A 12,563-nucleotide genomic window follows, 5' to 3' on the forward strand; every position below is an offset into this window, starting at 1 on the left:
CGTCAGAACGTAGACTGAATTTTCAGGCCAGCGACCAAAGCGTTATCCACTTCATCCACACCGCCCGGATGAGTGATGTATTGCAGGTTCGGGCGTACGGTCAGCCAGTTGGTGACGTGGAAGCCGTAGTTGATCTCGTAGTTGTATTCGGTTTCACGAATCGGCGAGAACACCGGATTGTCGTAGTCCGAAACACCGTTGGAGACGTTCAGCAGTTCAGCGTTCTTCTTCACGTCATCGTTGACATGAATTCGTGCCGCACCGATACCGAAGTCATCTTTCGGACGCGCGTCGAACGGACCTTTGTACACAAACATCACGGACTGGTAGTTGTCGATGAAGTTGGTGTCCTTGTCGTGGAACGTGGCGTTGGCAGCGATGCTCAGGCCACGGCTCTTGTCACCGTTGTGGCTGGTGAGTTGCTGTTGCGCAACGAACCAGTAACCGTGCTTGCTGCTGTGGGTGCGGTAGGCATCACCGGTGGTCGCCGCGTCGAAACCGTTGACGTCTTCGCGAACGTCGTCGGCATCGGCCGTGCTCTTGTAGTAACCGACACGGTATTCGCCCGGCAGGCCGCTCGGGTTAGGCGACCAGACCAGTTCCACTGGCAACACGGTGCCTTTGGTACCGCTGCCGCTCAGCTTGAAGCCGTTGCCGTGTTCCAGTTGCGACGGGTTCTGGTTGTACGCACCGATCTGCGCATACAGCTCGTCGTTGATGTTGTACTTGACGCGAATGGCCGCCTGGCTGACCGGCCAGTTGTACCAGATGTTGGTCGCCCAGTTGCCCACTTGCGAACCGCAGAACGCCAGGTTCTGGAAGTCGCACGGGAAGGTGTTGAAGTCTTCGCCTTCGCCGAAGTAACCGGCCTTGACGTCGAGTTTGTTGTCGAAGAACTGGTGTTTGATCCACAACTGGGTCAGACGCACCATGTGGCCACGACCGTAGACTTCCTGCGAGGAACTGAGTGTGCCGGCACGCGGATCGCCAACACGGTCGTTGGAAATGTTTTCGCCATTACGGTTGGTCAGCTGGATCTTGGCCTGGGTGTTGTCCCAGCCCCACAGTTTTTGCAGGTCCAACGCCACGCCCAGACCGAACTGGTCGGAGTAACGCGCCGTCTTGTCGTTGTTGTAGCCGCCGTGCAGGTTGCCGCCCACCTCACCGACGTAGTCCATCTTGATGTCGATACCCTGCTCGATCAGCTTGGTACGTTCGCCACCCCAGTCCCCGGTCATCCACTCCGAATCGGAGCTGAACGCGTCAGCCGCGTGGACGCTACCGGCCAGCATCATTGCCGCAATCGCCGACAACTGGCCGATACGCTGAGCGTTGTTGTTCTTCTTCATCCCTACATCCTCGTTTTATTGTTATTAACTGTTCTTCTTATCTAACGCGGTTTACATCTGATGCGGCGCGCGACAGGCCACGCACCGCGTGCTCCCTGCGGAAACGGGCGAGCCCGCTCCCGCATTTGTTGATCAGCGCCCCTTGAACTGGGCCACGTTTGCGCTGTGCGACTCGGCTTTCGGCAGGCCCGCAACCCCAAGGCGCTCACCGGACTTGGCGTCAAACAGCAGCACTTTCGACGGATCGAATTGCAACGTCAGGGTTTCGCCCACCTGCGGCGCCACGTCCGGCGCCAGACGGCAGCAGACCTTGGTGTCGTTGAGGTTGACGAACACCAGAGTGTCCGGACCGGTCGGCTCGGTGACCTGCACTTCAGCCTTGATGCTCGGCAGGCCATTGCCCTCGCCGTTCGCCAGAGCGATCTGCTCCGGACGCAGGCCGAGGATCACTTCGCGATCTTCGAGACCGGCGTCCTGCATCGCCATCGGCAACTCGCAACGGGCCTGGCCGCTGTCGAGCAGCGCCACCAGACGGCCGTCCTTGCGTTGCAGGCGCAGCGGGATGAAGTTCATCGGCGGCGAACCGATGAAGCTCGCAACGAACAGGTTGGCCGGGTCGTTGTAGATCTCCTTCGGCGTACCGAACTGCTGGATGATCCCGTCCTTCATCACCGCCACTTTGTCGCCCAGCGTCATTGCTTCGATCTGGTCGTGGGTCACGTAGACCGTGGTGGTTTTCAGACGCTGATGCATCAGTTTCATTTCGGTGCGCATCTCGACGCGCAGCTTGGCGTCGAGGTTGGACAGCGGCTCGTCGAACAGATAAATCTTCGGGCGACGCGCCAGGGCGCGGCCCATCGCCACGCGCTGTTGCTGACCGCCCGAGAGCTGGCCCGGCTTGCGATTGAGCAGGTGCTCGATCTGCAACAGCTTGGCCACGCGGGCGACTTCTTCGTCGATGGCCGATTGAGGCATCTTGCGGATCTTCAGACCGAATTCGATGTTCTCGCGCACGCTCATGGTCGGGTACAGCGCGTAGGACTGGAACACCATCGCGATGTCGCGATCTTTCGGGCTCATGCCGCTGACGTCCTGGTCACCGATCATGATCGCGCCGCCGGTGATGGTTTCCAGGCCGGCGATGCAGTTCATCAGGGTCGACTTGCCGCAGCCCGAAGGCCCGACGAGGATCAGGAATTCACCGTCCTTGATCGACAGTTCGATGTTCTTCAGGGTGTCCGGCAGGCCGGTACCGTAGGTCTTGTTTACATTGCGAAGTTCAAGCGTAGCCATGATTACCCCTTGACTGCGCCGGCCGTCAGCCCGCGCACGAAATACTTGCCTGCGACCACATAGACCAGCAGGGTCGGCAGCCCGGCGATCATCGCCGCCGCCATATCCACGTTGTATTCCTTGGCCCCGGTGCTGGTGTTGACCAGGTTGTTCAGCGCCACCGTGATCGGTTGCGAATCACCGCTGGAGAACACCACGCCGAACAGGAAGTCGTTCCAGATCTGGGTGAACTGCCAGATCAGGCAGACCATGATGATCGGGGTGGACATCGGCAGGATGATCTGGCGGAAGATCGTGAAGAACCCCGCGCCATCGAGACGCGCCGCCTTGATCAGCGCATCCGGAATGCTCACGTAGTAGTTACGGAAAAACAGCGTGGTGAACGCCAGGCCGTAGACCACATGGATGAACACAAGGCCCGTGGTAGTGCTTGCCAGGCCCATCTTGCCGAGGGTGAACGACGCCGGCAGCAGCACGGTCTGGAACGGCAGGAAGCAGCCGAACAACAGCAGACCGAAGAACAGCTGCGAACCTCGGAAGCGCCAGAACGACAGTACATAACCGTTCAATGCACCGATGGCGGTGGAGATGATCACGGCCGGAACGGTGATCTTGATCGAGTTCCAGAAGTAGCCGTCAACGGTGGCCCAGGCTTTCACCCAGCCGATGCCGCTGACCACGGTCGGCCAGCTCAGCAGGTTGCCGGTGGAGATGTCTTCCGGGGTCTTGAAGCTGGTCAGCAGCATGACCACCAGCGGTACCAGATACAGCAGGACCGCGAGGATCAGCACCGCGTAGATCGCGATGCGGCTCAGGCTGATGGCCGGTTTGGAGGCGAGACTAGTCATGACGCTTGGTCCTCAGCTCGGAGTACAGGTAAGGCACGATGATCGCGAGGATCGCGCCGAGCATCAGGATTGCACTGGCCGAGCCCATGCCCATCTGTCCACGGCTGAAGGTGAACGAGTACATGAACATCGCCGGCAGATCGGAGGAATAACCCGGGCCGCCGGCCGTCATGGCCGCCACCAGGTCGAAGCTCTTGATCGCGATGTGCGCCAGGATCATCACTGCACTGAAGAACACCGGACGCAGGCTTGGCAGCACCACTTTCCAGTAGATGCGCGGCATGCTCGCGCCGTCGATCTGGGCGGCACGAATGATCGACTGATCAACGCCACGCAGACCGGCGAGGAACATCGCCATGATGAAGCCCGAAGCTTGCCAGACCGCCGCAATCACCAGGCAATACACCACGCGATCCGGGTCGATCAGCCAGTCGAGACGGAAGCCTTCCCAGCCCCAGTCCCGCAGCAATTTGTCCAGGCCCATGCCCGGGTTGAGCAGCCATTTCCACGCAGTACCGGTGACGATCATCGAGAGCGCCATCGGGTACAGGTAAATGGTGCGGATAAAGCCTTCGCGGCGGATTTTCTGGTCGAGGAAAATCGCCAGTGTCACGCCGATCACCAGGGTGATGCCGATGAACATGCCGCCGAACACGGCCAGGTTCTTGCTCGCTACCCACCAGCGGTCGTTGTCGAACAGCCGCGCGTATTGCGCCAGGCCTGCCCACTTGTAGTTCGGCAGGAAGGTCGACGTGGTGAACGACAGGACAAACGTCCAGAGGATATAGCCATAGAAGCCCACCAGAACGATGAACATGCTCGGCGCCAGCACCAGTTTCGGTAGCCAGCGCTGCAATGCGTCGAACGGCGAGGCCTTGCTGAACACAGCAACAGAACTCATGGGAAGATCCAGTAAAGAAAATGAAGGACCGCTGCAAGCTGCAGGCTTGAGGCCGATGCGCGACCTCAAGCCTGCAGCTGCTCTACGCTGACGTTACTTGGCAGCCTTGATGGCGGTGCCGAGTTTTTTGGCAGCGTCGGCCGGGTCGGCTTTCGGGTCGTTGATGTAGTTGGTCACGACATCAAAGAACGCACCCTGCACCGCCAGCGTGGTCGCCATGTTGTGCGCCATGCTCGGCTGCAGGCCGCCATTCTTGGAATCTGCGAGGAAGTCCTTGGCAGCGGTCTGGGCGCACGAGTCGAAACCGTACTTGCCCATGTCGGCGAGCATGTCGTTACGCACCGGGATCGAGCCCTTGTTGATGCTGAAGACTTTCTGGAAGTTTTCACCCAGCACGACTTTGGCGATGTCCTGCTGACCGGCCGCGGTGCCCGCGTCCTTCTGCTTGAACACGGCCAGCGAGTCGATGTTGTAGGTGAACGCCTTGTCGGTGCCCGGGAAAGCTACGCACTCGTAGTCCTTGCCGGCGACTTTCTTGGCGGCGGTCCATTCGGATTTGGCCCAGTCACCCATGATCTGCATGCCGGCCTTGCCGTTGATGACCTTGGCCGCTTCCAGGTTCCAGTCCTGACCTTTGCCGTCGACGTCCATGTAGGTCGCGACTTTCTTCAGCTCGGTCAGGGCCTTGACCATTTCCGGGCCGGTCAGGGCAGCGTTGTCCAGGTCGACCAGGGCTTTCTTGTAACCATCAACGCCCATCACCGACAGCACGACCGCTTCGAACACGGTGCTGTCCTGCCATGGCTGACCACCGTGAGCCAGCGGGATGAAGCCCGCCGCTTTCAGCTTGTCGCCGGCGGCGTAGAACTCTTCGAGGGTGGTCGGGGCTTTTTCGATACCGGCTTTCTTGAAGACTTCCGGGTTGATCCACAGCCAGTTCACCCGGTGAATGTTCACCGGCACGGCCACGTAATCACCTTCGAACTTCACGGTGTCGGAGACTTTCTTGTCGAGCAGGCTGTCCCACTTCTCGGACTTGGAAACGTCCTTCAGCACGTCAGTGTCGAGCAGACCGGTCGACGCCCATTCCTGGATGTCCGGGCCTTTGATCTGGGCAACGCCCGGCGGGTTGCCGGCCACCGCGCGGCTTTTCAGCACGGTCATGGCAGTCGCACCGCCACCGCCGGCGACAGCGCCGTCTTTCCAGGTGAAGCCGTCTTTCTCGACTTGAGCCTTGAGCACATCGACGGCGGCTTTTTCGCCACCGGACGTCCACCAATGCACGACTTCCACCGAACCTTTGGATTCGGCAGCGGAAACACTCAGGGGCAGCACAGCGAGCGGGAACAGGGAGGCGACAGAAATGACAGTAGCGAGGCGAGAAATCGCATTCATCTGAGATGTACCTTTCTTGTTGTTATGCATGCAAGTCTGGTGCTTGCGCTGCACACGAGTTTAAACAGAGCGTTTCCCCTCGCAGGTAACGAAGGGACGCGCGAATGTCACCACATGGTTACACAGGAACGCTTCGTGAAAGCTGTGCCAGAGCACTGGCCATGCTCGGCGCCAGCGGCAGACGCGGAATCAGAACCGCCTGCCAGGCGTGGTACAGATCCGGTTTGCCCGCCCAGATATCGGCACTTGGACGGTTTTGCGGGTCGAGTTCGTGATGCCAGCTGCCGTCGCAGCGGTCGATGAAATTCGCTTCGCAGAATTCCCAGAACAGGCGGTACCAGGTTTCGTACTGCGCATCGCCGGTGCGTTTGAGCAAGGCACTGGCGGCAGCGCTGGCCTCGGCGTGAGTCCAGTGCAGGCGATGGCGCACCACCGCTTTGTTGTTCCAGTCGAGGGTGTAAACGATGCCCGGCGCACCGTCGACGTCCCAGCCATGGCGGCAGTTTTGCTCGAACAGCTTTTGCGCATCGGTGGCGAGCCAGCCTGGCGTGAGCATGCCGGCCTGAACCCGCGCGGCTTCGAGGTGCAGTAACAGCCGCGCCCACTCGAAACCATGGCCCGGCGTGGTGCCGTAGGGACGGAAACCGTCGGCGGGATTGTCCTGGTTGTATTCGCGCAGTGGCTGCCAGTCGCGGTCGAAATGCTCGATCACCAGGTAATCGTTGGCAGCGGCGTGACCGTGAATCACCCGTTCGACGATGCGCTGCGCACGCACCAGCCAGCGCGGATCTTCTGTGGCATCGGCCAGCGCCAGGAAGGCTTCAGTGGCGTGCATGTTGCTGTTGGCGCCGCGATAGGCTTCCTCTTCGCGCCAGTCGCGATTGAAGAACTCGCGCATGGCGCCCTCTTCTTCGCTCCAGAAATAGGTGTCGATGATGTCGATGGCGTCATCCAGCAACGCTTGGGCGCCGGGGCGTTGCGCGACCACGGCGGAGCTGGCCGCCAAGGCGACGAAAGCATGCAGATAAGCGTTCTTGCCGGTGTTGCCGTCACGATGTTCAGCGACGGCGAACCAGCCGCCGTGCAGCGCATCGCGCAACGGACCGCGCAGGGCCGCGATGCCGTGATCGACCAGCTCGGCAAAGCCCGGCAGGCCCTGAATATGGGCCATGGCGAAGCTATGGGTCATGCGCGCGGTGTTCATGGTTTCGGCTTGCGCGCCAACCTGGAGCTGGCCGCGCTCATCAAGATTGCCGAAGCCTTCGGGCAATCGTGAAGCCTTGGCAAATGCCAGCAGACGCAGGCCTTCGTCGGCAAGCCATTGCTGGTGGGCAGGGGCGTTCAGCCAACTGCTGAAGTCCGGATTGAAGTGATCCATGGGTGGCCTTTTTTGTTGTTATGACTGCGGGGAGTCTAAACAACGGGCCGAGGTGGACTTGTAACGAAGGGGGCGGGTTTTGTCACCGATCGGTTACATTCAGATCAATCCGCCGAACGCGGCAATTGCAGGGTCACCCGCAATCCGCCCTCACGCAGATTCTGCAACGTCACTTCACCGCCATGGCTATGAGCAATGTTGCGGGCGATCCCTAACCCGAGCCCATACCCCTGCTGCTGCCCCGCCAACCGGAAGTGCGGCTCGAATACCTGCTCCAGCCGCTGCTCCGGCACGCCAGGCCCTTCGTCATCGACATGCAGCACGAATGCACTCTCATCGTCATCGATATGCAGATGAGCTTTCTGCCCGTACTTCAGTGCATTGTCGATCAGGTTGCCGATACAGCGCTTGAGCGCCAACGGCTTGCCCGGATACGCTGCTAATGCCCGTCCCTGCTGGGTTACACGGCCATTGCCGTTGGGCGCCAGATACGGCTCCACCAGGCAGTCGAGCACATGATTGAGATCCACCGGCTCAATGTTTTCGTGGATGTCGGTGTCTTTGACGCATTGCAGCGCACCCTTGACCAGCAGCTCCAGCTCATCCAGGTCACGGCCAAACTTGGTTTGCAGTTGTTCGTCTTCGAGCAGTTCGACCCGCAGACGCAGGCGGGTGATCGGGGTACGAAGGTCATGGGAAATCGCGCTGAACAACTGACTGCGCTCGGTCAGGTAACGGCTGATCCGTTCGCGCATGGTGTTGAACGCGCGGCCCACTTCGACCACTTCGCTGCCGCCGCCCTCGGCCACCGGCTCGACGTCGGCACCCAGCGACAAGTCCCGCGCCGCCCGCGCCAGACGCTTGAGCGGCCGACTCTGCCAGTGCACCAGCAAGCCGATGAACAGCAACAGAAATCCGCTGGTGAACACAATGAACCACACCTGCTGGGTCGGCAGGCCTTGCTCTTCAAGACTGGTGTAGGGCTCGGGCAGCAGCGAGGCAATGTACAGCCATTCACCGGGCGCCAACTGAATCTGGGTCACCAGCACCGGCGGATTCACCGGTTCCAGGGTCAGCGCGTAGTGCGCCCAGGAGCGTGGCAGCTCGTCGAGTTTCAACCCGGCGTTGAAGATACGCAGGTCATCGGGGCTGACGAAGGTCACCAGAATGTCAGTGTCCTGGCCCAACGACTGACGCAACACTTCGTCCACCGCTTGAAGCACCGCTGCCTTGCGCGGTGTAACCGGCAACACTTCCATGCCCAGCGGTTTGTCGTTCAGCGTCACCACAAATCGGGTGCCGCCCATGCTGCGCAACTGATCGAGCACCAAAGGCCGGTAAGCCACCGGCAACGAGCGGAAATAACTGACGCTGGCGGTCATCGAATGGGCGAGGCTGCGGGCGCTGGTGACCAGGCCTTCGAGCTGGGTCGCACGCAACTGGGACACCCAGATCACGCTGGACAGGGTCTGGGCGAACAACACCGCGAGCAACGTCAGCAGCAACATCCGTCCAAGCAGCGAACGCGGCATCGGCACTTTGCGTGCAGTGTTGCGCAGGAACTCAGTGACCATTGCCGGCAACCACATTGGCTGCCAGCTGGTAGCCGCTGCCACGCACGGTGCGGATCAGCCGTGGCGGCTTTTCGGTGTCGCGCAGACGCTGGCGCAAACGGCTGACGGCCATGTCGACGATGCGGTCGAGGGGCATCAGATCGCGGCCACGGGTGGCGTTGCCGATGGTGTCGCGGTCGAGGATTTCCTGAGGGTGGTCGAGGAACAGTTTCAGCAGAGCGAAGTCGGCGCCGGACAGAATCACTTCCTCGCCGTCGGTGTGAAACAGTCGATGGCTGACCATATCCAGCCGCCACTCATCGAACGCCAGCACTTCACTGCCGCCGCGCTCCTGACCGAACTGGGCGCGACGCAGCAGGGCCTTGATCCGGGCTTGCAGTTCGCGGGGGCTGAAAGGTTTGCCGAGGTAATCGTCGGCGCCGAGTTCCAGGCCAATGACCCGGTCGGCTTCGTCGGAACTGGCGGTGAGCATGATGATCGGCACCTGGGCCTGACGCGGATGCTGGCGCACCCAGCGGCACAGGCTGAAGCCGTCTTCATCGGGCAGCATCACATCGAGGATCACCAGATCGCTCGGCGCTTCGTTCAGCGCCTGACGAAAACCGGCGCCATCCGCCGTGGCCCGTACCTGAAAACCCGCGCGGGTCAGGTAGGTTTCCAGCAACTCGCGTATCTCCTGGTCGTCATCGACCAACAAAATCGACTTGTTGACTGAGCTCACTTCGAAGGCATCCTTGTTGTTGGAATTGGGCGGATTATGCCTGATGTGTAGACCGATCGTTCCCACGCTCTGCGTGGGAATGTATCAAGGGACGCTCCGCGTCCAGTGACGCAGAGCGTCACGGGCTGCATTCCCACGCGGACGGTTCGACGCCCCGACGTGGGAACGATCTTCAGCCTTCCTGCTCGAGCGCCACTCCTGCACCGACAAGCCCCGAGTACGGCGCCGTCACCAGCCACACCGGAATGCCCTTGAAGTAATCGCTCATGCAGCCCTTGTCGGCGAAGCTGCGGGCGAAACCGCTTTCGAGGAAGAAATCGGCGAAACGCGGAATCACGCCACCCACGATGTACACCCCGCCACGGCCGCCAACGGTCAGCACGTTGTTGCCGGCCACGCGACCAAGCCAGCAGCAGAATTGCTCCAGCACTTCCAGGGCAATCGGGTCGCCCGCAAGGCCTGCCGCAGTGATGGCTTCCGGCGTGTCGAGTTTCGGTTCATGCCCGTCCACCGCGCAGATCGCACGGTACACCCGCGGCAAGCCGCCGCCGCTCAACGCGGTTTCCGCGCTGACGTGGCCGATTTCGTTGTAGATGTGCTGCCAGAGCTGGGTTTCGCGCGGGCTGCTCAGCGGCAGATCGACGTGACCGCCCTCTCCCGGCAACGCGGCGAACCGCCCTTCACCGAGATCAAGCAACGTGCCGACGCCCAGACCGGTGCCCGGGCCGATGACCACTGCCGGGCGCAATGGCTCCGGCTCGCCTTCGCAGACCACGCGGAATTCGCCGGGCTGCAAACGGGTCATGCCCAGCGCCATCGCCGAGAAGTCGTTGACCAGCAACAACTGCTCAACCTGCAAGGTCTGGCAGAACGCCTTGCGACTCAGGCGCCAGTGGTTATTGGTGAACTTGAATTCATCACCGCTCACCGGCCCCGCCACCGACAGGCACACCGAACCGATGGCACCCGGCGCCAGACCCAGCCCGCTCAGGTAGAGGCTGATCGCCTCTTCCGGGCTGGCATGGCCGGCGGTGGCCAGCACCTGAACCGATTCGAGCTGCTGATCTTTCCACAACGCAAACCGCGCGTTGGTGCCTCCGATGTCACCGACCAAAGCCAGTTTCAATTAAGCGTCTCCAGGGCAGAAGTGAAGGCGCTGGCGCCCTGCTCCGCCGAGCTGAAGGCCAAACGCATGAAGCCAAACAGTTCGCGACCGCTGCCGATGTTGTTGCCCAACAGGCCTTTGGCGGGTTCGCGCGCTGCGAATTCGGCGGCGTCCACCTTGAGTTCCAAAGTGCCTTTGACGCCATCGACGCGGATGATATCGCCCTCTTGCACGCGCGCCAAAGCGCCACCCACATAAGCTTCCGGACTGACGTGAATCGCCGCCGGGATTTTCCCCGAGGCGCCGGACATGCGTCCGTCGGTCACCAGCGCAACCTTGAAGCCGCGATCCTGCAGCACGCCGAGAAACGGCGTCATCTTGTGCAGTTCCGGCATGCCGTTGGAGCGCGGGCCCTGGAAGCGCATCACCGCGACGAAATCCTTCTCCAGAAGACCGGCCTTGAAGGCGTCGGCCAGATCCTGTTGATCCTGGAACACCATGGCCGGCGCTTCGACGATCTGGTTTTCCAGCGCGACGGCGGACACCTTCATCACCCCGCGACCGAGGTTCCCTTCCATCACCCGCAAGCCACCCTCTGCCGAGAACGCACGAGCCACCGGACGCAGGATGTTTTCGTCGAGACTTTCGGTCGGGCCTTCGCGCCACACCAGCTTGCCGTTATCGAGGAACGGCTCTTTGGTGTACTGGCTCAAACCGTGGCCGAGCACGGTGTTGACGTCTTCGTGCAGCAGGCCGGCTTCGAGCAGTTCGCGGATCAGGAACGACATGCCGCCGGCGGCCTGGAAGTGGTTGATGTCAGCCTTGCCGTTCGGATAGACGTGGCTCAGGGTCGGCACGACTTCGGAGAGGTCGGCCATGTCCTGCCAGGTCAGTTGAATGCCCGCCGCCATGGCGATGGCCGGCATGTGCAGGGTGTGGTTGGTCGAACCGCCGGTGGCGTGCAACGCGACGATCGAGTTGACCAGCGCCTTCTCGTCGACGATTTCGCCGATCGGCAGGAAGTTGCCGTTCTGCTTGGTCAGACGGGTGACCTGATGCGCGGCTTCGCGGGTCAGGGCTTCACGCAGCGGCGTGTTCGGGTTGACGAAGGAGGCGCCCGGCAAGTGCAGGCCCATGACTTCCATCAGCAACTGGTTGGTGTTGGCGGTGCCGTAGAACGTGCAGGTGCCCGGGCTGTGGTAGGACTTCATTTCCGATTCCAGCAGCTCTTCGCGGGTCGCCTTGCCTTCGGCGTACTTCTGCCGCACGTCGGCTTTTTCCTTGTTGGAAATCCCCGAGACCATCGGCCCGCCCGGAACGAAAATCGTCGGCAGGTGACCGAAACGCAGCGAGCCCATCATCAGGCCCGGCACGATCTTGTCGCAGATGCCGAGCATCAGCGCGCCGTCGAACATGTTGTGGGACAGCGCCACCGCCGTCGACATGGCGATCACTTCGCGGCTCGGCAGGCTCAGTTCCATGCCGGGCTCGCCCTGGGTCACGCCGTCGCACATCGCAGGCGTGCCGCCGGCGAACTGGCCGACCGAGCCGATTTCGCGCAGGGCGTTCTTGATCTGTTCCGGGAAGACTTCATACGGCTGGTGCGCCGAGAGCATGTCGTTATATGACGAAACAATTGCGATGTTTGCCGAGTTCATCATCCGCAGGCTGTGCTTGTCTTCGCTGCCACATCCGGCCACGCCGTGGGCGAAGTTGGCGCATTGCAGCTTGCCGCGCATCGGCCCGTCAGTTGCAGCGCCGCGAATCAGCGCAAGGTAAGCCTGACGCGTGGCGCGGCTGCGGGCGATAAGCCGTTCGGTGACCTCAAGAACGCGGGGATGCATGTTTAGAACTCCAGGCTAACGGATGTGGCGACCTGATTGTCTATGCTGATCAAGGAGCCCGCACGCATGGGATGACGGGCGGTTTTCTTGATCATTCGGACCAGTTGATTCAGGTCACTCGTTGTAGATAAAACAAAATATTGCCACTAAAAAGG

General features: G+C 61.2%; 10 protein-coding genes. All 10 read right to left on the minus strand.

The genetic code is table 11. The annotated features are described in order from the left end of the window. Positions 1-2: 2 nt before the first annotated feature. The gene (locus CAF73_RS00650) at positions 3-1,349 is read right to left on the minus strand and encodes a carbohydrate porin (protein ID WP_085697143.1); all 1,347 of its coding nucleotides are present in this window, start codon (positions 1,347-1,349) and stop codon (positions 3-5) included. A gap of 132 nt (positions 1,350-1,481) precedes the next feature. Next, positions 1,482-2,642, minus strand: coding sequence for an ABC transporter ATP-binding protein (locus CAF73_RS00655; protein WP_085701635.1), 1,161 nt, complete (start codon positions 2,640-2,642; stop codon positions 1,482-1,484). 2 nt (positions 2,643-2,644) lie between these two features. Further along, on the minus strand, positions 2,645-3,490 hold the full coding sequence (locus CAF73_RS00660; protein ID WP_007951164.1) for a carbohydrate ABC transporter permease: 846 nt from the start codon (positions 3,488-3,490) through the stop codon (positions 2,645-2,647). After that, positions 3,483-4,391 (minus strand): carbohydrate ABC transporter permease, encoded by a 909-nt coding sequence (locus CAF73_RS00665; protein WP_085697145.1) that lies wholly within the window; start codon positions 4,389-4,391, stop codon positions 3,483-3,485. Before CAF73_RS00665 ends, CAF73_RS00660 begins: the two co-directional genes overlap by 8 nt. Before the next feature lie 93 nt (positions 4,392-4,484). After that, positions 4,485-5,786 carry an ABC transporter substrate-binding protein gene (locus tag CAF73_RS00670; RefSeq protein ID WP_085701636.1) on the minus strand — a complete coding sequence of 434 codons (1,302 nt, stop codon included), beginning with the start codon at positions 5,784-5,786 and terminating at the stop codon, positions 4,485-4,487. A 118-nt stretch (positions 5,787-5,904) separates the two neighbouring features. Continuing rightward, a complete protein-coding gene (locus CAF73_RS00675) occupies positions 5,905-7,164 on the minus strand; it encodes an AGE family epimerase/isomerase (protein ID WP_085701637.1) in 1,260 nt (419 codons plus the stop codon). Positions 7,165-7,268: 104 nt separating this feature from the next. Beyond that, positions 7,269-8,696: an ATP-binding protein gene (locus tag CAF73_RS00680; protein WP_170929627.1), complete on the minus strand. Its 1,428-nt coding sequence runs from the start codon at positions 8,694-8,696 to the stop codon at positions 7,269-7,271. Positions 8,697-8,727: 31 nt separating this feature from the next. Further along, positions 8,728-9,459 carry a response regulator gene (locus CAF73_RS00685; protein ID WP_085697149.1) on the minus strand — a complete coding sequence of 244 codons (732 nt, stop codon included), beginning with the start codon at positions 9,457-9,459 and terminating at the stop codon, positions 8,728-8,730. 172 nt (positions 9,460-9,631) lie between these two features. Further along, on the minus strand, positions 9,632-10,585 hold the full coding sequence (locus CAF73_RS00690) for a glucokinase (RefSeq protein WP_085701639.1): 954 nt from the start codon (positions 10,583-10,585) through the stop codon (positions 9,632-9,634). Next, complete coding sequence (gene edd / locus CAF73_RS00695; RefSeq protein WP_011335614.1) at positions 10,582-12,408, minus strand: phosphogluconate dehydratase; 1,827 nt, start codon at positions 12,406-12,408, stop codon at positions 10,582-10,584. The genes CAF73_RS00690 and edd overlap by 4 nt, the downstream gene beginning before the upstream one ends. Positions 12,409-12,563 lie beyond the last annotated feature (155 nt).

Source organism: Pseudomonas sp. B15(2017) (assembly GCF_002113215.1).
GTDB lineage: Bacteria > Pseudomonadota > Gammaproteobacteria > Pseudomonadales > Pseudomonadaceae > Aquipseudomonas.

What these genes read in the sequence shown, in the direction of transcription:
- CAF73_RS00675 (WP_085701637.1), bottom strand. Translation starts at nt 7,164, where the DNA reads ATGGATCACTTCAATCCGGACTTCAGCAGTTGGCTGAACGCCCCTGCC.
- CAF73_RS00680 (WP_170929627.1), bottom strand. Translation starts at nt 8,696, where the DNA reads ATGCCGCGTTCGCTGCTTGGACGGATGTTGCTGCTGACGTTGCTCGCG.
- CAF73_RS00665 (WP_085697145.1), bottom strand. Translation starts at nt 4,391, where the DNA reads ATGAGTTCTGTTGCTGTGTTCAGCAAGGCCTCGCCGTTCGACGCATTG.
- CAF73_RS00655 (WP_085701635.1), bottom strand. Translation starts at nt 2,642, where the DNA reads ATGGCTACGCTTGAACTTCGCAATGTAAACAAGACCTACGGTACCGGC.
- CAF73_RS00670 (WP_085701636.1), bottom strand. Translation starts at nt 5,786, where the DNA reads ATGAATGCGATTTCTCGCCTCGCTACTGTCATTTCTGTCGCCTCCCTG.
- edd (WP_011335614.1), bottom strand. Translation starts at nt 12,408, where the DNA reads ATGCATCCCCGCGTTCTTGAGGTCACCGAACGGCTTATCGCCCGCAGC.
- CAF73_RS00660 (WP_007951164.1), bottom strand. Translation starts at nt 3,490, where the DNA reads ATGACTAGTCTCGCCTCCAAACCGGCCATCAGCCTGAGCCGCATCGCG.
- CAF73_RS00650 (WP_085697143.1), bottom strand. Translation starts at nt 1,349, where the DNA reads ATGAAGAAGAACAACAACGCTCAGCGTATCGGCCAGTTGTCGGCGATT.